This is a genomic window from Pectobacterium odoriferum (assembly GCF_009931295.1).
In the GTDB taxonomy this organism is placed as follows: domain Bacteria; phylum Pseudomonadota; class Gammaproteobacteria; order Enterobacterales; family Enterobacteriaceae; genus Pectobacterium; species Pectobacterium odoriferum.
In genome coordinates, this window is the sequence record NZ_CP034938.1 from 673569 (window position 1) to 696878 (window position 23310).

Annotated in this window: 23 protein-coding genes and 1 tRNA gene; 19 read left to right on the forward strand and 5 right to left on the reverse strand. The window is 47.8% G+C overall.

All coding sequences use genetic code 11. The annotated features are described in order from the left end of the window. Positions 1–86: 86 nt before the first annotated feature. Entirely contained in the window at positions 87–1025 is a 939-nt protein-coding gene (gene mdh / locus EO763_RS02990) for a malate dehydrogenase (RefSeq protein WP_039491268.1), read from the forward strand. 188 nt (positions 1026–1213) lie between these two features. On the opposite strand, the gene EO763_RS02995 is transcribed toward mdh, so the two are convergent. Then, positions 1214–1477 (reverse strand): helix-turn-helix domain-containing protein, encoded by a 264-nt coding sequence (locus tag EO763_RS02995; protein WP_039303153.1) that lies wholly within the window; start codon positions 1475–1477, stop codon positions 1214–1216. A gap of 187 nt (positions 1478–1664) precedes the next feature. Between EO763_RS02995 and EO763_RS03000 the strand changes: the two genes are divergently transcribed. Both EO763_RS03000 and EO763_RS03005 read left to right on the forward strand, forming a co-directional pair. Next, the gene (locus tag EO763_RS03000) at positions 1665–2051 is read left to right on the forward strand and encodes a DNA-binding protein (RefSeq protein WP_039491266.1); all 387 of its coding nucleotides are present in this window, start codon (positions 1665–1667) and stop codon (positions 2049–2051) included. 249 nt (positions 2052–2300) lie between these two features. Further along, positions 2301–2675: a DNA-binding protein gene (locus EO763_RS03005; protein ID WP_010302539.1), complete on the forward strand. Its 375-nt coding sequence runs from the start codon at positions 2301–2303 to the stop codon at positions 2673–2675. A 78-nt stretch (positions 2676–2753) separates the two neighbouring features. Here EO763_RS03005 and ispB read toward each other — a convergent pair whose 3' ends face one another. Then, positions 2754–3725: an octaprenyl diphosphate synthase gene (gene ispB / locus EO763_RS03010; RefSeq protein ID WP_161528048.1), complete on the reverse strand. Its 972-nt coding sequence runs from the start codon at positions 3723–3725 to the stop codon at positions 2754–2756. A gap of 256 nt (positions 3726–3981) precedes the next feature. Between ispB and rplU the strand changes: the two genes are divergently transcribed. The 4 genes from rplU to cgtA all read left to right on the forward strand — a co-directional run bounded on the left by rplU (position 3982) and on the right by cgtA (position 7054). Beyond that, positions 3982–4293, forward strand: coding sequence for a 50S ribosomal protein L21 (gene rplU, locus EO763_RS03015; RefSeq protein WP_010283026.1), 312 nt, complete (start codon positions 3982–3984; stop codon positions 4291–4293). Positions 4294–4312: 19 nt separating this feature from the next. Beyond that, positions 4313–4570 (forward strand): 50S ribosomal protein L27, encoded by a 258-nt coding sequence (gene rpmA, locus EO763_RS03020; RefSeq protein ID WP_005971498.1) that lies wholly within the window; start codon positions 4313–4315, stop codon positions 4568–4570. An 89-nt stretch (positions 4571–4659) separates the two neighbouring features. Beyond that, complete coding sequence (locus EO763_RS03025) at positions 4660–5622, forward strand: DMT family transporter (protein WP_010302546.1); 963 nt, start codon at positions 4660–4662, stop codon at positions 5620–5622. A gap of 259 nt (positions 5623–5881) precedes the next feature. Beyond that, positions 5882–7054, forward strand: a complete 1173-nt coding sequence (gene cgtA / locus EO763_RS03030; RefSeq protein ID WP_161528049.1) for an Obg family GTPase CgtA — start codon at positions 5882–5884, stop codon at positions 7052–7054. Positions 7055–7249: 195 nt separating this feature from the next. On the opposite strand, the gene dacB is transcribed toward cgtA, so the two are convergent. Beyond that, entirely contained in the window at positions 7250–8683 is a 1434-nt protein-coding gene (gene dacB, locus EO763_RS03035) for a serine-type D-Ala-D-Ala carboxypeptidase (protein WP_161528050.1), read from the reverse strand. Positions 8684–8951: 268 nt separating this feature from the next. Between dacB and greA the strand changes: the two genes are divergently transcribed. Beyond that, positions 8952–9431, forward strand: a complete 480-nt coding sequence (gene greA / locus EO763_RS03040; RefSeq protein WP_039491262.1) for a transcription elongation factor GreA — start codon at positions 8952–8954, stop codon at positions 9429–9431. A gap of 128 nt (positions 9432–9559) precedes the next feature. On the opposite strand, the gene yhbY is transcribed toward greA, so the two are convergent. After that, positions 9560–9853, reverse strand: a complete 294-nt coding sequence (gene yhbY, locus EO763_RS03045; protein WP_010283039.1) for a ribosome assembly RNA-binding protein YhbY — start codon at positions 9851–9853, stop codon at positions 9560–9562. 143 nt (positions 9854–9996) lie between these two features. Between yhbY and rlmE the strand changes: the two genes are divergently transcribed. The 6 genes from rlmE (at position 9997) to EO763_RS03075 (ending at position 15631) form a co-directional block, all read left to right on the forward strand. Continuing rightward, positions 9997–10626: a 23S rRNA (uridine(2552)-2'-O)-methyltransferase RlmE gene (rlmE, locus tag EO763_RS03050; protein WP_005971510.1), complete on the forward strand. Its 630-nt coding sequence runs from the start codon at positions 9997–9999 to the stop codon at positions 10624–10626. A gap of 47 nt (positions 10627–10673) precedes the next feature. Next, a complete protein-coding gene (gene ftsH / locus EO763_RS03055; protein ID WP_072014042.1) occupies positions 10674–12638 on the forward strand; it encodes an ATP-dependent zinc metalloprotease FtsH in 1965 nt (654 codons plus the stop codon). 121 nt (positions 12639–12759) lie between these two features. Next, a complete protein-coding gene (folP, locus tag EO763_RS03060) occupies positions 12760–13593 on the forward strand; it encodes a dihydropteroate synthase (protein WP_161528051.1) in 834 nt (277 codons plus the stop codon). 7 nt (positions 13594–13600) lie between these two features. After that, the gene (glmM, locus tag EO763_RS03065; protein ID WP_039274136.1) at positions 13601–14938 is read left to right on the forward strand and encodes a phosphoglucosamine mutase; all 1338 of its coding nucleotides are present in this window, start codon (positions 13601–13603) and stop codon (positions 14936–14938) included. Between the two features lie 249 nt (positions 14939–15187). Further along, positions 15188–15520 (forward strand): preprotein translocase subunit SecG, encoded by a 333-nt coding sequence (gene secG / locus EO763_RS03070; protein ID WP_161528052.1) that lies wholly within the window; start codon positions 15188–15190, stop codon positions 15518–15520. A 24-nt stretch (positions 15521–15544) separates the two neighbouring features. Then, positions 15545–15631: transfer RNA gene (locus EO763_RS03075), tRNA-Leu, on the forward strand. 1364 nt (positions 15632–16995) lie between these two features. Here EO763_RS03075 and EO763_RS03080 read toward each other — a convergent pair. After that, complete coding sequence (locus EO763_RS03080; RefSeq protein WP_161528053.1) at positions 16996–17172, reverse strand: hypothetical protein; 177 nt, start codon at positions 17170–17172, stop codon at positions 16996–16998. A gap of 24 nt (positions 17173–17196) precedes the next feature. Between EO763_RS03080 and EO763_RS03085 the strand changes: the two genes are divergently transcribed. From EO763_RS03085 to EO763_RS03105, 5 genes are read left to right on the forward strand one after another with little or no spacing between them, the layout of a single operon-like run. Then, a complete protein-coding gene (locus tag EO763_RS03085; RefSeq protein WP_161528054.1) occupies positions 17197–18315 on the forward strand; it encodes a TOMM precursor leader peptide-binding protein in 1119 nt (372 codons plus the stop codon). Beyond that, a complete protein-coding gene (locus EO763_RS03090; protein WP_103157449.1) occupies positions 18305–19636 on the forward strand; it encodes a YcaO-like family protein in 1332 nt (443 codons plus the stop codon). The genes EO763_RS03085 and EO763_RS03090 overlap by 11 nt, the downstream gene beginning before the upstream one ends. A gap of 22 nt (positions 19637–19658) precedes the next feature. After that, the gene (locus EO763_RS03095; RefSeq protein ID WP_103157448.1) at positions 19659–20483 is read left to right on the forward strand and encodes a SagB family peptide dehydrogenase; all 825 of its coding nucleotides are present in this window, start codon (positions 19659–19661) and stop codon (positions 20481–20483) included. Further along, positions 20464–22740, forward strand: a complete 2277-nt coding sequence (locus EO763_RS03100; protein WP_103157447.1) for a tetratricopeptide repeat protein — start codon at positions 20464–20466, stop codon at positions 22738–22740. Before EO763_RS03095 ends, EO763_RS03100 begins: the two co-directional genes overlap by 20 nt. Next, the gene (locus EO763_RS03105) at positions 22740–23210 is read left to right on the forward strand and encodes a papain-like cysteine protease family protein (protein ID WP_103157446.1); all 471 of its coding nucleotides are present in this window, start codon (positions 22740–22742) and stop codon (positions 23208–23210) included. Before EO763_RS03100 ends, EO763_RS03105 begins: the two co-directional genes overlap by 1 nt. The last annotated feature ends 100 nt before the right edge of the window (positions 23211–23310 follow it).

The window sequence follows — 23310 nt, forward strand, 5'->3', positions numbered from 1 at the left end:
ATTACTCTTATCCCCATTTTTATATTCTGTTTATAACCAAATGAATTCACGGCACTTTTTTATTTTATGATAATAAGGAGTTTAGGATGAAAGTTGCAGTTCTCGGAGCAGCAGGTGGTATCGGTCAGGCACTCGCACTCCTCCTCAAAACCCAGCTTCCTTCAGGTTCAGAACTATCCCTTTACGATATCGCTCCGGTCACGCCGGGTGTTGCCGTTGATCTGAGCCATATTCCTACAGCAGTGAAGATCAAAGGCTATAGCGGTGAAGATGCTAAACCAGCGCTTGTTGGTGCAGATATCGTGCTGATCTCCGCGGGTGTGGCACGCAAACCTGGTATGGATCGTTCCGATTTGTTTAACGTCAATGCTGGCATTGTGCGTAATCTGGTTGAGCAAATTGCGGTTACCTGCCCGAAAGCCTGTATCGGTATCATTACCAACCCAGTGAACACGACTGTTGCGATTGCAGCAGAAGTGCTGAAAAAAGCTGGCGTATATGACAAAAACAAACTGTTCGGCGTAACAACGCTGGATATCATCCGTTCCAACACGTTCGTTGCTGAGCTGAAAGGCAAACAACCGCAGGATATTAATGTGCCGGTTATTGGCGGACACTCTGGTGTGACGATTCTGCCTCTGCTGTCTCAGGTTTCTGGTATCAGCTTCAGCGATCAGGAAGTGGCCGATCTGACCAAGCGTATCCAGAATGCGGGTACCGAGGTTGTTGAAGCTAAAGCTGGTGGCGGATCGGCAACGCTGTCTATGGGTCAGGCTGCGGCACGCTTTGGTCTGTCTCTGGTTCGTGCGCTGCAAGGCGAAAGCGGTGTGGTGGAATGTGCATACGTTGAAAGTGATGGCAAACATGCTCGCTTCTTCGCTCAACCGATTCTGTTAGGCAAAGACGGCGTCGCCGAGCGTAAAGACATCGGCACATTAAGCGCTTTTGAGCAAAACGCGCTTAACAGCATGCTGGATACGCTGAAGCAGGATATTGAGCTGGGCGAGACGTTCATCAAGAACTGATTACCCGTCATACTTCAAGCTGCCTGTGCGTTGGCTTTCCTCGTTCACCCCAGTCACTTACTTATGTAAGCTTCTGGGGATTAACTGTGTCGCCGCCTGCCTGCAACTCGAATTATTTAGGGTATGGTTGAGCGTTAATAATATGCAGAGTAAAAAGCCGGAGATGTCGATCTCCGGCTTTTCTTTTTTTAATCGGGACGGATGAGTTTTTTTCTGTCGATAAGCTCATTGGTTTCCGGATTGTAGTACCGGCTGGGCCAAATCTCTGAGGGGTGAATATTCAGCGCATCGGCAATAAGCCATTCCCCTTTGGGCCAAGGGCGCGAGAGCGCATTAGCTAACGTAGATGAGCTTAATCCGGCCGCTCGCGATACCGCCGCCAGCGTTGTGTTTTTCTTGCGCAGTGCAGCAATGATATCAGCGGGATGCCAGTCTTGTTTCCTTAAAATCATAATCCTTCCCTTATTTGCTATAAGACGACTGTCGATTAGTGGTATAAATAACGGATGTTAGTTATATGCCGAACTAACATGACATTATTATTTGGAAATAATATAGCATTAATTTTCCTTAAAATTCTCAATTAATTTCCAAATAAGCGCGTTTTTGTTAGGGATGGCACTATCAGGATGAAAGGCAATGAAAAAAGAGTGGTTTGCTACCAGCGAATTGGTTGGAGTCGGCGGCCTTCCGAAATCAAGACAAGGATTAAATAAGCGCGCCCGCGAGGATGGATGGGAGAAGCGTCGCCGTAAAGGCGTCCAGGGAAGAGGAGTGGAGTACTCAATTCACAGCTTGCCGGATACGGTAAAGAAATCCCTATTACTCGAAATCGAGCCTTCCGCCTACTCGGCGAAACAGCCTGCGGTACTGGCCGTATGGATGCAGATTTATCAGCAGCTATCTGAAAAAGAAAGAGATGAGTTAATCGCTTATATTCTGCGAGTCGGGGTATCCTCCACGCTGAGCCAGTTGGGGATTACACCGTCGGATGAGGAGCCTATCTCGTCAATGGAGATTGACTGATTCGCTACTGGCGATCTTTTCGAACGTTAATCTCAGTGACGAAAAGGAACCTGTATTTTCTGTCGCTTTGTAGCACTTTTTCTGGCCGCGATGCTTGGTCATCGCGCTAGATTTCATCATTTCTTTTATTACTTAGGCGTGTCGGTAACGTGTAAAAGTTAGCGGTTTAGGTAATTATAGTCTATTATATGGAAACTTTTGGGCTAGTTGACGTAATGCCTGTTCAAAACAAACAAGGGAGTGACGAGTATGGACAAAGAATGGTTTGCAACAAGTGAGCTGGTTGGCGTGGGTGGATTGCCTAAATCACCGCAAGGGCTGAACAAACGGGCGCGTGACGACGGTTGGGAAAAGCGCAGGCGGAAAGGGGTTCAAGGGCGTGGCGTCGAATACTCTATTCGCAGTTTGCCGAATGAGGTCAGGAATTCTCTGTTAGTGAAAGAGAATCCGCCAACCGAATATTATCGTATCGATAATGAGCCGACCTTGCTGTCATCGTGGGTGCATATTTTCCATCAACTTTCCGTTGATGAACGAACCCGGCTGATTAATTTCATCTTGCGTGAAGGGACAATAGCGATGCTGTCTCGGCTGGATGATGTCGCTATCGATCAGACTGCCTAAGTCTGGCGAACGAGTAGCGCTGCAAAGCAGCGCTACTTATGAATCAACGATCTTATCTGGTAAGAACCTTACACTACGTTAGAAATCACGCTGTACAGCTAAGTGGGCGAGGCCTTCGAGCGCCATACGGTGCGGCGTTTCCGGCAGCAGCTGTAGTGCGCTAATTGCCTTATCTGCCTCTTCTTCGGCGCGCTGGCGCGTATAATCAAGCGAACCGCATTGCTGCATGGCTGCAAGAACCGGTTCCAGCAGATGGCGCCCGTTTCCTTCTTCAATCGCCTTGCGAATCAGCGAGCTCTGTTCTGCATTTCCATTACGCATCGCGTGCAGTAACGGCAGCGTTGGCTTGCCTTCATTGAGATCATCGCCCGTGTTTTTACCCAACGTTTTGCCGTCTGCGCTGTAGTCGAGCAGGTCATCAATTAACTGGAATGCGGTCCCCAAGTAGCGGCCATAGTCCTGAAGCGCCTTTTCTTGCTCTGGCGTTGCGCCGGCAAGTATGGATGAAGATTGCGCTGCGGCTTCAAATAAACGCGCCGTTTTGCTGTAAATGACGCGCATATAGCTTTCTTCAGTGATATCCGGGTCGTTGCAGTTCATTAGCTGCAAGACTTCACCTTCAGCAATTACGTTTACTGCTTCTGACATCAGCGCCAGCACGCGTAACGATTCGAGGTTGGTCATCATCTGGAAAGCGCGGGTATAGATGAAATCCCCAACCAACACGCTCGCTGCGTTGCCAAAGGCGGCATTTGCTGTGGCTTTACCCCGGCGCATGTCAGACTCGTCTACCACATCATCATGCAGCAGCGTTGCGGTATGGATAAATTCGATCAGTGCCGCGACAGTGACATGCTTATCACCGTTATAGTCGAGGGCTCTGGCGGCAAGTACAGCAATCATCGGGCGTATACGCTTTCCACCACCGCTGATGATGTAATGTCCAAGCTGGTTTATCAAAACGACGTCGGAATTCAGCTGTTCAAGAATGACGTTATTAACAGCCGCCATATCCTGCGCAGTTAATGTTGTAATTTGTTCTAGATTCATGGTTTGTGCCAACGTATGTCTTCAACACTGCCGTAAGATTGCTGTTGCATATCGGCAAGACGGAACTTATTGCGCCGATTGTACTTGAAAAATGAGAGAGATAAACGGCAGTTGATACGTTGTATTCTTTTTCTTCACATCCGTTGATTATGCACTTGTCATCCTCAGTATTTTTGCGTAGAATTCGCGCCCTATTATGAATATTTATAGCGCGCTCTGAAACCTATTAACGGGTGCGCGGAAAGCGGAGTTTTATATGTACGCAGTTTTCCAAAGTGGTGGTAAACAACACCGAGTAAGCGAAGGTCAAACCGTTCGCTTGGAAAAGCTGGACATCGCAACTGGTGAAGCCGTTGAGTTTGACCAAGTTCTGATGGTTGCCAATGGTGAAGAAATCAAAATCGGCGTTCCTTTTGTCGATGGCGGTAAAATCAAAGCTGAAGTTGTTGCTCATGGTCGTGGCGAAAAGGTGAAGATCGTTAAGTTCCGTCGCCGTAAACACTACCGTAAGCAAGCAGGCCACCGTCAGTGGTTCACTGACGTGAAAATTACCGGCATCAGCGCTTAAGATTAGGAGAGCGGATTAAATGGCACACAAGAAAGCTGGCGGTTCAACCCGTAACGGTCGTGACTCTAACGCACAACGTCTGGGCGTAAAACGTTTTGGCGGCGAAAGTGTACTGGCTGGCAATATCATCGTTCGTCAACGTGGTACTAAATTCCACGCAGGAACTAATGTTGGCTGCGGGAAAGACCATACTCTGTTTGCTTTGACTGATGGTAAAGTTCAGTTTGAAGTTAAAGGCCCGAAAAACCGTAAATTTATCAGCATCGTTGCTGAATAATTTTTCGCGTTAGGTCTTACGGATTTAAGCCCCGCAATTCTTTGCGGGGCTTTTTACATTCTGATTCTGAGTAAACCATCTGGATAAGTATGAATACTAAACAACAGACGGGCATCGGTCTTTGTCTAGCGCTGACTACGGCTGTTTGTTGGGGTGCGTTACCGATAGCCATGAAACAGGTTCTGGTGGTGATGGAACCTTATACGATTGTTTGGTATCGTTTTTTTATCGCTTCGATTGGGCTCGGCATTATTCTGTCATCCCGTAAGACGTTGCCGCCAATGCGGGTTTTCCGGCATCGGCGTTGGTGGGTTCTGCTACTGATTGCGACGGCTGGACTACTGGGTAACTTTGTTTTCTTTAGCTCATCTCTGCAATATCTGAGCCCGACGGCGTCTCAGGTTATCGGGCAGCTTTCTCCCGTAGGCATGATGTTCGCCAGCGTACTTATCCTAAAAGAAAAGATGCGCGGTACGCAGGTTATCGGCGCGATCATGCTGATCTGTGGTCTGATCCTGTTCTTTAATACCAGCCTGATTGAGATTTTTACTCGGCTGACGGACTACACGTTGGGCGTACTGCTGGGTGTTTGCGCCTCGGCGGTATGGGTATCCTATGGTGTAGCGCAGAAAGTTCTATTGCGACGTCTGACATCACAGCAGATTCTGTTTTTGTTATATGTGCTGTGCGTCGTCTTTATCACACCTTTTGCCAAGCTTGAGGTTATTTTCCAACTGAGCAACTGGCAGCTTATTTGCTTGCTATTCTGCGGTGCGAATACGTTGATTGGATATGGCGCGCTGGCGGAGGCAATGGCTCGCTGGCAGGCGTCGCAGGTTAGTGCGGTCATTACGCTGACACCGTTGTTTACACTGCTGTTTTCCGATCTGCTGGCGTTAGGGTGGCCGACTTTCTTTGCTGCGCCCGTACTGAACTGGGTTGGCTATGTTGGTGCGTTTGTGGTTGTTGCTGGCGCCATGTTTTCCGCTATTGGACATCGCTTCCTTCCTGGAAAGAAAGAGCCTGTGCTGCCATTGGTAGCGAAAAAGTAGCTTAAGAGAAAGCGTATTGCAGCGGTCACTGCCATCTTTTGACAGCCTGCATGTGTTGTTTATTTTTAATACAGATGAAATTATTGGAGCAGGCAGGTACAATCCGCTCCTTTGCTGGAATGCGTTCTGGTGCGTCGGTTTTTTAATGGTGAGTAGAAACACGCTACATACCGTAAAATCAAAAAGTTACGCCAAGAAGAACCAATAACAAGCCTAAAACACGTAGATATTCTCTATTGGTTTTTTGCGGAGAGAATCAATGAAGTTTGTAGATGAAGCCACAATTCTCGTTGTGGCAGGCGATGGCGGTAACGGTTGTGTCAGCTTTCGCCGTGAAAAATATATTCCCAATGGCGGTCCGGACGGTGGTGACGGCGGCGATGGTGGTGACGTTTATCTGCTGGCAGACGAAAACCTGAACACGCTGATTGACTATCGTTTTGAGAAATCCTTCCGCGCTGAGCGTGGACAAAACGGGCAAAGTCGTGACTGTACGGGTAAACGCGGCAAAGACATTACGATTAAAGTTCCTGTTGGTACCCGTGTTCTGGATCAGGGAACCGGCGAAGTGCTGGGCGATATGACGCGTCATCAGCAGAGTCTGATGGTGGCGAAAGGCGGCTGGCATGGTTTAGGTAACACGCGTTTTAAGTCGTCTGTCAACCGTGCTCCTCGTCAGAAGACCAGCGGTACGAAAGGCGAAGAGCGTGAGCTGACGTTGGAACTGCTGTTGCTGGCTGACGTGGGCATGCTTGGCCTGCCTAACGCAGGTAAATCGACCTTTATCCGTGCGGTATCGGCAGCGAAGCCGAAAGTGGCTGATTATCCGTTTACTACGCTGGTGCCGAGCCTTGGTGTTGTCCGTATGGATAGCGAACAGAGCTTTGTTGTGGCGGATATCCCAGGTTTGATTGAAGGTGCATCCGAAGGCGCTGGGTTAGGCATTCGCTTCCTGAAACACCTTGAACGCTGCCGCGTACTGTTGCATCTGGTTGATTTAGCACCGATTGATGAGTCAGATCCGATTGAAAATGCCAAAATCATTATCAATGAGCTAGAGCAGTATGGCGCGGGTTTGGCAGAAAAACCGCGTTGGTTGGTTTTCAACAAGGTTGATTTGATCGATAAAGCTGAAGCGGAAAAACGTGCCAAAGATATTGCGGCTGCGCTTGGTTGGGATGATAAATATTATCTAATTTCTGCAGCGAACCGTGAAGGCATCAACCCACTTTGCTGGGACGTGATGAACTTCCTGAAAGCTAATCCGAAAGTGACGGCGATTGCCGAAAGCGCACCGGAAAAAGTGGAATTCATGTGGGATGATTATCACCGCGAACAGCTGGCTGAAATAGAAAAAGAAGCTGAAGAAGAGTGGGATGATGACTGGGACGATGAAGATGATGAAGGTGTTGAGATCATCTATCAAAAGTAATTCGTTCTCCTGCTAGTCAGATCTCGCCAACGCGGCCTTACCCTCAAAGTAAGGCCGCGTTGTTATACTCGTCATACTTCAAGCTGCTTGCGCGTTGACTTCCCTTACTCACCCCAGTCACTTACTCGTGTAAGCTCCTGAGGATTAGTGCGGTTGCCGCCTTCACGCAACTCGAATTATTTAGAGTATATAATATTAGTTGCTCTGATAAATATCTTTGTAGAGACGGCTTTCAAATCTCACAAGAGGAACGCGACGTGCGCGCTGGTCTTCTGGCGGCACAGCATAGCCGGATAGGAACTGGACGAATGCCATACGTTGGCCGCTTGCGGTAGTAATGAAGCCTGCCAGATTGTATACGCCCTGCAATGCCCCTGTTTTAGCCGAAACTTTGCCATCAACGCCAGCTTCATGCAGGCCACCACGATAACGCAGCGTGCCGTCATAGCCGGAAAGCGGAAGCATCGTGATGTAATTCAGTTCATTATCGTGCTGTGCAATGTACTGCAATACCTGCATCATCGTTTCCGGTGAAATCAGATTGTGTCGTGACAGGCCTGAACCATCTACAACAATGCTATTTCCTAAATCTACACCCGCTTTCTGACGCAGGATTTGTCGCACGGCATCAGCGCCAGCGCGCCACGTCCCAGGCACGCTAAAACGCTCGTGTCCAATGGTACGAAAAACCGTATCGGCTATCATATTGTCTGATTTTTTCAGCATGATAGTGAGCAGGTCGCGCATCGGAGGCGATTGTGTTTGAGCCAGTACGCTTCCTGCAGGACCTGGCTGCGTCTGGCGACGAAGGCTGCCTTTAATACGGATATCTGCCTGCTGTAGCTCATCTTTAACGATAGCACCAGCATAGCTGGCTCCATCCTGAATCGCGAACGCCAGCGGAAGCGGTTCTGTGCGCTGGGTCAGACAGCCCGTAAGCGTAAAGCGATTCAATTCCCCAGGAACCACATCCAGCTCGCAGTATTGGGCATCGGCGGAGCCTTTAGCCAGCGTGCGGACCTCGCTGAACATTTGCACCGGATAATAGGATGCAACGCGGATAAACGCATTATCACCCGCTTTAGGCGCACTGTAGAGGGAGACGGAGAAGCAGTTACGATCGACAATCGCGGCACCCGGCGGGGCGCTGAAGCATTGTGTCATGTCGTTCCAGGGCCAGCCAGGCGCTTTATCGTGGCTGGCGAACACTGAGGTGTCGATTAGCACATCCCCTGCGATTTCCTGTATCCCGCGTTTTCTTAATTCTTGCACCATATTCCGTATTTGCTGGCGCTTAAGCGTAGGATCGCCGCTAAACCGTACGATAAGGTTACCGTTCAGAATACCGCTGGTGACAGGCCCGTGGCTTTCCATCGTGGTGATGAATCGATAATCTGGACCTAATTGCAGTAATGCTGCTAATGCAGTTATCACCTTTTGCGTACTGGCCGGAAGCGCCATTTGCTGGCTATTGAAGGCCATACTGGGTGTTGTTGCGCCAACTTTTTGTACCAATAGCGCCAAATTGGCACCATCTGGTAAATATTGGCGATGATCCTCAACAGAAGCTGCATTGGTATGCAGAACAAAAGCGCAGGCAAGTCCGGTAACAATCGATGAAAAACGCATAATCTCAGCTAATAACGGGGCAACGTGTGGTCATACTACGGCGCAACAAGGGCTAAAGTAAACGATGACCCTCATTGAACTCTGGGGTAAAATACGTATCAAAATGCAAAACCGCTGCTAGCCTGGAAATTTTGTTCTGGGACTGGTTGCTTTTGTTTTATGTCCAGTGAGGACTTGCACGTTGCAGAGACTCCGTCGCCTTTGATTTTTAGCGCGTCAGGATGACGATTATTTGAGTCTTACGGACTTTTTTAGAGGTATAGACAATATGAAACAATTTCCGATGACATTGCGTGGCGCTGAAAAATTGCGCGAAGAGCTTGACCACCTGAAATCTGTGCGTCGACCCGAAATTATTGCGGCGATTGCCGAAGCACGTGAGCACGGCGATCTGAAAGAAAACGCAGAATACCATGCTGCACGTGAGCAGCAGGGCTTCTGTGAAGGGCGTATCCAAGATATCGAGGCAAAACTGTCTAACGCACAGGTTATCGATGTCACGAAAATGGCGGCGAACAATGGGCGCGTCATTTTTGGTGCGACCGTGACGGTGATGAATCTGGATAACGAAGAAGAGCAAACCTACCGGATTGTTGGCGATGACGAAGCGGATTTTAAACAGAATCTGATCTCTGTGAATTCCCCTATCGCGCGTGGCCTGATCGGTAAAGAGCAAGATGACGTCGTGGTTATCCGTACGCCGGGTGGCGACGTGGAATATGAGATCCTGAAGGTCGAATATCTATAAATTTTGCCGTATTGTTGATTAAAACAGCAAAAATTGTAAAGAAAAGAAAAAGGCCGCTTGCGGCCTTTTCTCTAACCGAGAGGCATGGCACCTTTCCGTTAAAACCGAGTATCCTGAAATAAAAAGTGTTATCGTGGTAACACAATTTTACGTTCTTTCGCAGGACGGTAGAGCACCAGCGTATGGCCGATGACCTGGACGTTAGCGGCACCCGTTTCACGAACAATCGCTTCAACAATCAAGGCTTTGGTTTCGCGGTCTTCTGTCGCTACTTTTATCTTGATCAGTTCGTGATGCGCTAATGCTTGTTCGATCTCAGCCAGAACACCTTCGGTGAGACCGTTATTGCCCAGCATGACAACCGGTTTTAGCGGATGTGCCAAGCCTTTCAGGTGTTGTTTTTGTTTATTACTTAGGTTCATTGTCTTTTTTACTTAGGTTGGGATTGAAAACGGTTCATTCTACCGCCATCTCATGATTATAACCAATTTGACTGTTCTGATTGGTAATATGTGAGAAGTTTCTCCCCACCACGAGCGTGTTACTGAGAATAGTTGGAAAATCGATGGCGAATAAAAAGCGTTCTGCAAGCTCCAGTCGCTGGTTGCAGGAACACTTTAGCGATAAATATGTGCAGCAAGCCCAGAAAAAAGGGCTGCGCTCACGTGCTTGGTTTAAACTTGACGAAATACAGCAAGGCGACAAACTGTTTAAACCCGGTATGACAGTTGTGGATTTAGGTGCGGCACCGGGTGGCTGGTCACAATATGTGGTCACGCAAATTGGTGGAAATGGTCGAATTATCGCGTGTGATATTTTACCGATGGATCCGATTGTTGGCGTCGATTTCCTGCAAGGGGACTTTCGTGATGAACTGGTCCTCAAAGCCTTGCTCGAAAGGGTTGGCGATAGCAAAGTTCAGGTGGTGATGTCTGACATGGCCCCTAACATGAGTGGTACACCAGCCGTTGATATTCCGAAGTCGATGTATCTGGTTGAATTAGCACTTGGTATGTGTCGGGATGTATTAGCGCCAGGCGGAAGTTTCCTGGTGAAAGTGTTTCAGGGAGAAGGTTTTGATGAATACCTGCGGGAAATTCGCTCCCTGTTTACGAAGGTGAAAATTCGTAAACCAGACGCCTCACGTGCCCGGTCTCGTGAAGTGTATATTGTAGCGACAGGGCGCAAACTGTAGTACCCTAACGCTGTTTTTTAACACAGTTGTAATATGAGGTTAATCCCTTGAGTGACATGGCGAAAAACCTAATTCTCTGGTTAGTCATCGCAGTTGTGCTGATGTCTGTTTTCCAGAGCTTTGGGCCCAGCGAGTCGAATGGCCGTAGGGTGGATTATTCAACCTTCTTGACTGAAGTGAATCAGGATCAGGTCCGTGAAGCACGTATTAACGGGCGTGAGATCAGTGTTATCAAAAAAGACAGCAACAGATACACGACTTACATTCCTGTCAATGACCCCAAGCTACTGGATAACCTGCTAACGAAGAACGTGAAAGTTGTTGGTGAGCCACCGGAAGAGCCGAGCCTGCTGGCTTCTATCTTTATTTCCTGGTTCCCGATGCTGTTACTGATTGGCGTCTGGATCTTCTTCATGCGTCAAATGCAAGGCGGCGGCGGTAAAGGTGCCATGTCCTTCGGCAAGAGCAAAGCGCGTATGCTGACTGAAGATCAGATCAAGACGACGTTTGCTGATGTAGCTGGTTGTGACGAAGCGAAGGAAGAGGTTAGCGAACTGGTCGAGTACCTGCGCGAGCCTAGCCGTTTCCAGAAACTGGGCGGTAAAATTCCGAAAGGCATTCTGATGGTCGGCCCGCCGGGAACCGGTAAAACGCTGCTGGCAAAAGCGATTGCTGGTGAAGCGAAAGTGCCTTTCTTTACGATTTCCGGTTCTGACTTCGTTGAAATGTTTGTGGGTGTTGGTGCTTCTCGTGTTCGTGACATGTTCGAACAAGCGAAGAAAGCCGCGCCTTGTATCATCTTTATCGATGAAATCGACGCCGTTGGCCGTCAGCGTGGTGCAGGTTTGGGCGGTGGTCACGATGAACGTGAACAAACGCTGAACCAAATGCTGGTTGAGATGGACGGCTTCGAAGGTAACGAGGGCATTATTGTCATCGCGGCAACTAACCGCCCTGATGTGCTTGACCCCGCGTTACTGCGTCCAGGTCGTTTTGACCGTCAGGTTGTGGTTGGCCTGCCGGATGTTCGCGGTCGTGAACAGATTCTGAAAGTTCACATGCGTCGCGTACCGCTGTCTCCAGATATCGATGCGTCAGTAATTGCTCGTGGCACACCAGGTTTCTCTGGTGCGGATTTGGCTAACCTGGTTAACGAAGCCGCATTGTTCTCCGCGCGTGGCAACAAACGCGTTGTGTCGATGGTCGAATTCGAGAAAGCGAAAGACAAAATCATGATGGGTGCAGAGCGCCGTTCCATGGTAATGACGGAAAAGCAGAAAGAATCGACGGCGTATCATGAAGCAGGACACGCCATCATCGGTCGTCTGGTGCCAGAGCACGATCCGGTCCATAAAGTGACGATCATTCCGCGTGGGCGTGCACTTGGCGTGACGTTCTTCCTGCCTGAAGGCGATGCGATCAGCGCCAGCCGTCAGAAGCTGGAAAGCCAGATCTCTACGCTGTACGGTGGTCGACTGGCCGAAGAAATCATTTACGGCGTGGAACATGTTTCGACAGGCGCGTCCAATGACATCAAAGTGGCCACGTCGATTGCTCGTAACATGGTAACGCAGTGGGGCTTCTCTGAAAAACTGGGTCCTTTGCTTTATGCTGAAGAAGAAGGCGAGGTATTCCTCGGTCGCTCCGTAGCAAAAGCTAAGCACATGTCAGATGAAACCGCGCGTATTATCGATCAGGAAGTAAAATCTCTGGTTGAACGTAACTATGTGCGTGCTCGCGAACTGTTGATGGCAAACATGGATATCCTTCACTCAATGAAAGATGCGTTGATGAAGTATGAAACCATTGATGCGCCGCAGATCGACGATCTGATGGGACGTAAGAAGGACGTTCGCCCGCCTGCGGGTTGGGAAGAGTCCCGCTCTGACAACGATTCTGGTAACGGTGGCGGTACACCTAAAGCCCCTACGCCAGTAGATGAGCCACAGACGCCTAATCCCAGTAATACTAATCCAGGTAACACCCTGTCTGAGCAAGTGGACGACAAGTAATTCGCCTGCGATTGACATCTGTAACTTACGAAACCCCAGCTCAGGCTGGGGTTTTTTACTGGGAATGTTCTTCGAATCGCATTTCACGCTAACTACATACACCAGAATGCGGAGGTAAATCATGCAACTGGTTGCCAGAGACTCAACGCTGGATCTTTCCTGCCCACACATCATGGGCATTCTTAACGTCACGCCGGACTCTTTTTCCGATGGCGGCAAACACAACAAACTCGATACTGCATTACTGCATGTTCAGGAGATGATTACCGCTGGTGCGACCCTGATCGATATTGGTGGCGAATCAACGCGCCCCGGAGCCGCTGACGTGAGCACGGAGGAAGAGCTGAACCGTGTGGTGCCTGTGGTGGAAGCCATTGCTAAACGCTTTGACGTATGGATCTCAGTCGATACCTCAAAGCCGGAAGTGATGATGGCGTCGGCGCAGGCGGGTGTGCACCTAATTAATGATATTCGCGCTTTGCAAGAGCCGGGAGCTCTTGAGGCGGCGGCGGCAACAGGCTTGCCAGTGTGTCTGATGCATATGCAGGGTATGCCGAGAACCATGCAGCACAAGCCCCATTATGATGATCTGATGCAGGACATCGGCGATTTCTTGCAACAGCAGATTGAACGCTGTGTGAACGCCAATATTCCGAAAAGTAAGCTATTACTGGATCCGGGGTTCGGATTCGGTAAGAATCTTGCCCATAATTATGCGCTTCTGGCTCGTCTGAGTGAGTTACATCGTTTTGAATTGCCTCTTCTGGTTGGCATGTCGAGGAAATCCATGATTGGGCAGCTCCTCAATGTACCGCCTGCACAGCGTGTTCATGGTAGCGTCGCTTGCGCAGTGATCGCAGCGATGCAGGGAGCACAGATTATTCGCGTTCACGATGTTAAAGAAACGGCTGATGCCATGCGTATTGTTGAAGCTACCCTTTCTGCGAAGGAATAAAAACGAAATGAGTAACCGCAAATATTTTGGTACCGATGGCGTACGCGGCAAGGTTGGCGATACGCCGATTACCCCTGATTTTGTGCTTAAACTGGGCTGGGCTGCTGGGAAAGTTCTCGCGCGACATGGTTCCCGTAAGATTATTATCGGCAAAGATACCCGTATTTCTGGCTATATGCTGGAGTCTGCTCTGGAAGCAGGACTGGCTGCTGCCGGTTTGTCGGCTTCTTTTACTGGCCCGATGCCTACGCCTGCGGTTGCTTATCTGACCCGTACGTTCCGTGCTGAAGCGGGCATCGTGATTTCTGCTTCTCACAATCCGTATTATGACAACGGTATTAAATTCTTCTCAATTGACGGCACCAAGCTGCCGGATGATGTAGAAGAAGCGATCGAGGCTGAACTGGAAAAACCGCTGACGTGTGTTGAGTCGGCTGAATTAGGTAAAGCCAGTCGTATTGTTGACGCTGCAGGACGCTACATCGAATTTTGTAAGGGGACGTTCCCAAGCGAACTGAGCCTTAATGGCTTAAAGATTGTCGTCGATTGCGCCAATGGCGCTACCTATCATATCGCTCCCAGCGTATTGCGGGAGCTTGGCGCTAAAGTCATCGCGATTGGCTGTGAGCCGGATGGGATGAACATCAATGAAGAGTGTGGGGCGACGGACGTCAGACAGCTACAGGCGCGCGTACTGGCTGAAAAAGCGGACGTTGGGCTGGCGTTTGACGGTGATGGCGATCGGCTCATCATGGTCGACCATTTAGGCAACAAAGTCGATGGCGATCAGATTCTGTATATCATCGCGCGTGAAGGTTTACGCCAAGGGCAACTGCGCGGTGGCGCGGTGGGCACGCTGATGAGTAACATGGGGCTTGAGGTTGCGTTAAAGCAACTGGGTATCCCGTTTGCTCGTGCCAAAGTCGGTGACCGCTATGTATTAGAAATGATGCAGGCAAAAGGGTGGCGCATCGGGGCAGAAAACTCCGGTCATGTGATTCTGCTGGATAAAACCACGACGGGCGACGGTGTGATTGCCGGTTTGCAAGTCCTTACCGCGATAGTGAAAAACCATATGAGCCTGCATGATTTATGCAGCGGTATGAAGCTGTTTCCACAGATTCTGGTTAACGTGCGGTTTACGGGTGAACACGATCCGTTGGAAGATAAAAACGTGCAGCAGATTACGCAGGATGTGGAAAAAGAATTGGCCGGACGCGGGCGAGTATTGCTGCGTAAATCCGGCACTGAGCCACTCATCCGCGTCATGGTTGAGGGTGAACACGAAGAGACGGTCATCGCGTTGGCGAACCGTATTGCCGATGCGGTGAAAGCCGTCGGTTGAGGGCTTTTTTGATTCGCCAATCAGGTAGATAAGGCTTTCGATAGGTATCTTGTGTCGAAAGCCGCTGCTTTTTTCTGCAATCAGCCTGTGGTGACCAAATTACCCTTGCGTACGCTACATCCTTTGGTTAGTATTCAGACCCGCTTGATAAGGGATGTTCTGCATCCTGCTTAGCGGAATGACACGCGGTTTACCGCCAGAATATAGCATCTCCATGAATCATGGGGAAAACGGTTAACGGGTACGACTATGTACGAAGCTCTATTAGTAATTTTCCTGTTAGTATCGATCGGGCTTGTTGCCTTGATCATGCTTCAGCAGGGTAAAGGTGCTGATATGGGAGCGTCGTTCGGAGCAGGTGCTTCTGCCACTTTGTTCGGTTCGAGCGGCTCTGGTAATTTCATGACCCGCATGACGGCGATACTGGCGACCCTGTTCTTCATCATCAGTCTCATTCTGGGCAACTTAAGTTCGCTGCAGAAAAAAGGCGGTGCATGGGATAACCTGAGCCAGCCAGAAAAAACCGAGCAGACGACAACGCCTGCTGCGCCTTCAACGCCGGCGAGTGACATTCCGAAGTAAGCGTTTTAAAGCAGTAATTGTGATGCCGTGGTGGTGGAATTGGTAGACACGCTACCTTGAGGTGGTAGTGCCCGATTGGGCTTACGGGTTCAAGTCCCGTCCTCGGTACCAACATAAAAAATAGACGTCGATTGACGTCTATTTTTTTTGTCTCAATCCTACGAATTTACTGCTTTCCCTTCTATTTCTTCTTTCTTAGCGTCAACCTGACTCAACTCATATCAACAGATTTGTGAGTATATACTTTGGCGTTATGGGTGATTATATACTCAGCCCTCATCGCAGGATATTGATGATGGTCCTAACTGAGAGTGTGCGTATCAGCCAAGCTTAAGATGACTATATTATCTGCAAGACTAGCTGAGTTAGGAAGCTGATGTGGTTATCATGTAAAGGTCTCGTCTACTACGGCGTTACAACGGGTGAATGCATTGATGAGCTATACGACGGCACCAGCTATAGTTACTGGTACGATTAAGGTCGTTATTTCACCCGTTACCATCCCTCTGTCATTTCTGACAATAAACAACCCCCCGAAGGTTTCGATAGTGTTGTTATACCCGTCATACTTCAAGCTACATGTGCGTTGGCTGAGTTCATTCACCCGAATCACTTACCTGAGTAAGCTCGTCGGGGCTTCTTCCCTTGCCGCCAGATGAAACTCGAATTATTTAGGGTGTAGCAAAAAATGATGAACTTAATGATATGACGTATGAAATATTACTTTCTCTGTGGGAGGTATTGAAACGTATAGGTATGGTGAAATCCTCACATTTCTCTACATTTTTTAGAACATGGAGACTATGAGATTTATAAGTAACTATGTTTTTCAGAAAATGATTTTTGAGAGTAGGTAAGTTTTTATAAACAAAAGGGGGAGCATAATTCCACGCCAAATATTATCTATTCTGTAAGTGAGTCGGTATGCGAATTTTTCTTCCGATGATTTTAATGAGTCTGCACCAAAACTCCCTCCTAAGTACCTTTTTTATTACGGAAAAAGAGATCGTGTGAGCATGTCTCTATTAAAATATGTCTTTATAAGATCTTTTTAAATATTCACTGTAAGACTGAGGTCGGATTAGGCCAATCGGCCAATGGCATAAGTCTCGCAAAAATAGGTCAACAAGATTATCTGTTTTTAAAAAAATTGAACTATGCTTTTTCTAGGCTAATAAGGCCTATTTCTCTCACTGTTATTACCTGATTTTTCACTTCATGTAATATCGTGGGTTTATTGACGATATGTATCTATTACATGCTTATAATGGAGAGATTCTATATGGTTTCTATTAAAGATTATCCGGATTTTAATAATCCAATTACCTCCTTACTCGAAGGTAATGGTGCTTCTATCTTAACTGAGGATGCACGCCAGTTGCTAGAAGGCGATTTGATTGCATTGTCATGGAAGAATCACACTGTGCGTACGGAGAAACTGACTGTTCGCGATATTAATTCAATCGAAGAAGCATTTAGTAAGCATAGCCTTTATGGCTCATCGGATGCCCCTGTTGTTGGTGGAAGCTGTTGTTGCTGTACCGCTCCATGCTGTTGTACAGCTGTAGCTGTTGTGCAAGCAGCTTAATCTGAATGACTGCACTCCCCTCGCTGAGGTAGTGAGGGGAGTGCAGCTCTCGTTGTTCCGTCATTAACCGAGTCTAGAAGGGAAATCCATGAGTGAAAAATTAATTCTGTTACCAATACAGATCATTGAGATGGAAGACTCTGTCATCCTTAAAAGAGGTCTGGCACAGTTATTAATTCCAGACCCGAATGTGCTACTAATTATCCGAGTTGTTCAAAAAGCACTGTTACTACAGCCCTATTCAGTTACTGAATTGAAATCTCTGTTTGCTGCTCCAGTGCAACCGTTGGTCGAAGAGCTACTGAAAAAACTTTTAGAAAAACGTTTTTTGCAATTACAAATAGATCAATTACAAGAAGATAAACATCCTGCTAGTCAACAGTTATCTGTTGAGCCAGTTCAGGAAGTATTTTACTGGCATTTTAATCAACACCAGCAACAGGTAGCTAGTACACTCAATCAGAAACATTGGTTATTTGTTGGTATTAATAAAATTAATATGCTTTTAATTCAGTCTATGCAGCGAGAGGGATTGAAAAATTACCTGATTATTGATGACCCGATGCTGAGAAATATTGACTTCTTTGATGATAATCACCAATTGTCATCTTCCTTCTGGAAGCAACAAGTGGATCATGTCTTCAGTGAAGAACAGCTATTTTCTGAGGAGCACAAGGATAAAATAGGTTTTGTGGTTGCCGCTTCAGAGTTCGGTAGTTTCTTTTTGCTTGAGCGTTGGAATGAATATGCGGTGAGACGAGAACTGCCTTTCTATCCTGTATTGCTGCAAAACATGGTTGGTTATGCGGGACCTTTAGTTATTCCACATGAAAGCGCTTGTTTGACTTGTCTAAAGTCGCGACAAAATTCGCATAGTAACGGATTTGCGGAACGCCGCATCACGGAACAGTACGCTTTTGCTGGGCAGAAGGTTGCCGCTTACCACGAGTCGATGTTGCAAACTCTCGCGGCCGTTGCACAGTTCGATCTGGTGAAGTTTATTAGCAATATTCAGTGGGAGGTCGGTACGCTATGTGAAATTGATCTGCTTGCTGGCAGTATGGCCAAGCGCAAATTGTTGAAAGTCCCACGCTGTCCTATTTGTAGCGGTTTGCATGGTATCCCTCCGACTAACCTCCATAAACAACTTACTTCTGATGAAGAATGGCAAGAGATTAGGCAAACGGTAGGTGACTATGAAAATTGAGTTACAAAGCCCATTGTCCCGTATGGTGGATGCGCTACCCTACCTTTTAGACAGCCGTATTGGCATTATTGGGCAGGTACAGGAGCATCCTGTAGAAGCCGATTCACCGAGGTTTTTCCGTTATATCTGTATTGCAGCAGATACTACGGCTTTCGGTGAATATCGTAATTTCGCAGTCGGTAGCGGTGCAGCTATTAGTCGTGAGATGGCATTGGCCAAAACTATTGGTGAAGCCATTGAGCGTTATTGTGCGGCAATTTATGATAAATCCGAAATGCCACTGAGCAGTTATGAGCAGGCGGCGTTTTCCTGCGTACATCCTGAGCAGTTTGTACTGTATTCATCCGTACAACACAGCCACAGCGACTTCATATTTGATCCGTTTCTGCCCTCATCGCCTGTCCGCTGGGTACCGGTAGTTGATTTAAAACGTAACAGGCCCGTTCATGTGCCGGCGTCAATGGTTTACGTGCCTTACTTTTTCTACAAGAATGGTGAGGAAACGCCAATCGCTCAGCCCATTTCTACCGGACTGTCCTGCCATTGTAGTTATGAAGAAGCGGCTATTGGCGGCTTGTGCGAGGTCATTGAACGGGATTGCTTCATGATCACATGGCAAGCAAGATTGAGTCGCGAACAAATCAGGCAAGATAATCTGTCTGATACCAACCGCGATTTAATACAACGCTTTACTGCTGTCGGATATCAGGTGTATCTGATGGATATTAGCAATGAAAGCAAGATTCCGGCAGTTATGGCTATTGCTCGTCACAATACCGACTACGTGCCGTTGGTCGTAGCTGCATCTGTTGCATTGAGTGCTGAGGAAGCTATCCGTAAGGCACTGGAAGAATTAGCACATACGGAACGATATGCTTTTCAGATTAAAGGCGAGCTTCCACGCTTAGAAAGCGATTCTGAATACGACAACATTAAAGGGCAGGTTGATCATGTCAATTTCTGGCTAGATCCGGCCAATGCTCGACATGCCGACTTTCTGCATGCATCACCCCATTTCCGTGATTATCAAGACATGCCTGATTTTACTGGTCGGAATCACGCTATCAGCTTACAAAATCTGGTTGATAAGTTGGACCAGACTGGTTATCAGGCGTTGATCTGCGACATTACAACATCAGACGTCCGTGAACTTGGTTTCTGGGTCGTTAGAGCGATGGTCCCCGGCTATCAGCCACTGTTTATGGGACATCACAACAGGCCTTTAGGCGGTAAACGTTTGTGGAAAGTACCACAGTTGCTTGGTTTTCCTGGCTTAGCACCAGACTCTAACGGAAACCCATTTCCCCACCCATTCCCATGATCGCTGCTGCAAAGGGACATCTATGCTGAATTCTTTATGGAAAAAAACTGAACTGGAATCTGACTCCGCTGATATGGCTTGGGAGCAATTCCATGAAAGTTCCAAAACCAGTCGTTATGGTGCAGCACTGCCAAATGAGCAGATTGTTGCCGAAATGAATAACCTATATACCAGCCTGCCGTATAAAAATTTTGAACCCATTCTATTACCTGAAACGCTGTCACCCATCAATACTGATTTCGCCACAGTTATCCAGACAAGGCAAACGCCAGCTAAAGTTAATGCTGTGCCACTCACATTGACGCAGCTACGTACTATTCTGCATTTCGCTTATGGTGAGACCAGAGACAACAAAAGTAATCCTGACATCCATCGTCCCTTTCGGACTGTACCTTCTGGCGGTGCCCTATACCCTTTGGAACTCTATTTTTACCATTCTGGGCAGATTGAAGGTTTGGCTGCTGGGATTTACCACTACTCACCAACGTTTAATGCGCTGCATTTTATCAAACCCGGCAATTTTAATTCAGAGCTGGCACAAGCTTTAGTTGAGTTCCAGAGCCATCTGGCAGAACAGTTATCTGTGGTCATCTTTATCACTGGGCTGTTTCAACGTTCGATTTTTAAATACCGTAATAAAGGATATCGCTTCTGCCTGCTGGAGGCCGGGCATGTTGCGCAGAATATTAATCTTGCTGCCACCGCATTACAGCTTGGTGTGATCAATATTGGTGGTTTTTATGACCGTAAAATAGATGACTTACTGGAGATAGACGGTCTAAACCATTCCATACTTTATATGAATGGCTTATGTGCTGGGGGGAACGATGAACCTGATGCCCACTGAATTGCCGGTAATAACCCGTCAAATAACGCCACCCATACTCGATGTATGGTACTGGCACCACCTTTGTGATTTACAAGCCCAAATTGGCTGGCAGGATGCCAGCAAGGAGTGCCTGTTTGCCGATCTGAGCTTAGGGAGCTGGCGTGGACATTGGCTGGCGCATCAGTTGGCGGCTCAGATGGATATACCTTCACCGACCAAAGTACAGCCTGAGTTGTACAGCAGTGCCTCTTTGCAAGGAGAGGATGCTGAAACTATTCGACTGCTTATTGATAACGAAAGTGAAGGCGATCAAAATTTTATAACAGCGTATCAATTCGCCCGCAGCCTGATTGCCGCATTCAAGCAACAGCAACGACGGTTCATCCTTGTTGTGGCTCCTGTCGATCACCAGCTATGGGGGCGTGAAAATCTGCAATTACTCCGGCTGTTGGCAACGGCTGCACCATCCCATGGTTTCCGGCTTGGCCTGTTATTACGCTCGGATGCAAGCCTGCCGGAATTAGAAGACTTTCGATTCGAAATTAATAATAAACCGGCATCACCGCTTAATCAGGAGGATAGCGCTTCGTTAAAATACGCGGAGTTTTCCATTCCTGGCATATTGTCGGCAAACTGGCTACGATCCGATCTCGAACTGCCCTCAGAGATTTTACGACTTGCTGACGGCAGTATGCTTTTATCGCCTAATTTACGCCCACCAAAACCGTTGGTACCTAGCGACGTATCATCATTGCCTGATGAACTCAACGTTGTGTTTGCGTTGCAGCAACAGCCACAGGATGTTGAGTTTTTACAACAGCAGGCTGGGATTCGATTTGCAGAGGGCGGATACGAGCTGGCTTATTTCATTCTCGAACAGATTGAACAATCATCGTTATCTGTTTTACAGAAGGCTTTAATAGAAACACAAAAACAGAAGATTGCTATCGCTTTAATGGATTTTCCACGAGCTGCGGCTGGGGCTTTACCTGATACAAGCCTGCCTGACGAAGTGCAGGCTTCACTTTATCAGAGCAAAGCCTGGGGGCTGGTCATGACCGGCCAGCCTGCTCAAGCCGAGCCGTATTTTGCCAAAGCCCGTCAGTTGTTAGATCCTCAGTACGACCCTCGTTTGTATCTTTATTTACTGAATATTTCGGCGCTGAATCAGTTGCGGCTTGGGGATTCGGAGGCGGCGTTGGCGATCGAAAAATCCATTGAGCAGCAATTGGCCCTATTACCAACGCCGGATTGGCATCTGACGTATATTAATTGTCTTAATCTTGCTCGCATTTATAAAAAACAGCGACACTTCTCAAAAGCTGAACACTATTATCGCCAAGGCTTTTCAGTGAACGAGCAACTGCGTAATGAAAGTGATTTGCTCTATATGAATTTTTGTCTGGCCCAGCTAGAGGCCTTACAAGAACGACATCAGCAAGCCTTATTTTACTGGCTCCGAACAACCCTGCATTGGCTGTCAAATCCTCTGCCAGAAGCATTGGCTCCCCGGGTGGTTCAGGCAATTTTGAACCGACCACTGTCGAACAAAGAGTCCTCGCCAGAACAGATTTCTGCCAGTCTTTTGCAAAGCCTACGACAATGCTGCCAGCAATTAGGTTTAGAGGTACATAGTGCTGATCACTGTATTGCCTTTGGCCGCATCAGTGACACGGGGCAGGCACAGCAATGCATTGGACTACCGGGACTCAGCCTATTAATCAGTAGAGAGTATTCCGCGCCACTTCCGTTTGATGGGGATGCCTGCCGGCAACTGAATCAATGGGTATTGGGGCTATTACAACTGCTGCTGCCGCAGCTTGAGCTTGATGGCATCCGCAGTGTGTTAACCGATCAGCAATATGGTGTTGAATTGCCTGCTACAGCCAGAGAAACGTTATGGTCATGTCTGAAATGGCAGGTGCCGGAACTGATTTTTGCTGGCCAGCGTTATGATGTTCCTCTGGAAGACAAAAGCGCTACAGCAATAACATCAAGCCAACATCAGCTTAGCCACAGTGCACTGTTCAATAGTTTTCGTGTGGTGCACAGTAAAGCCATCAGCTATGTACAAAATGGACCACAGGGGTGGCAAGTTGTGTTTAAACGCTATCGTCCAACCTTAAAACTGTCTTCACGACAGCAAGTTTTATTGCGCTATGTGCAGGAAGAGCGAAGTCTGGATCAACTGTGCCAATTTCTGCAAATAGCTCCAGAAGAATGCTTGCGTCAGTTGTATCAATTGACTGAACAACGCCTGATACAGGTACACTAATGAATACGGTGTTACCTTTCACGCTTGAAGCCCAGCAGGGACACTTGCAATGCTGGGCTGCGATAGCTATCTCATTGGGTCGCTTTTATCAACGACAGTTTGTCCCAACGCAACAGGAGTTTGCTCGTCTGGTCTTGGGGGCTAATTGTAATCAGGTATGTCCACCGCTGGAGGCGATGCGACACATGCACCTAGAATATCAAGAGTGGGAAGGCGTACTGCCCTTAATACAGCTCAAGTCGCATTTACAGTCAGGCCATCCGTTATTAGCTGCGATGAGATATTTCATCGGTTGGCATCTGGTCGTTATTTATGGTGTTGATGACCAGGATCAAGTCTGGCTTGCGGACCCATTATATGGCGTGACTTGTTTACCCTATGAACAACTGCAGCAAAGCTATCTCCAACATTACCAGTGGAGCCACAGCTATCTATTTGTACGGCATATTGAATTGCTGACGGGGGAATAATAGGTCGACTAGATAAGCATTTTATTCATGATGCATAAATTATATGAGGCTTGAGCGCATCGGATATATCAGCTAAAAGGCGTGAAGGATGCCAATTTTA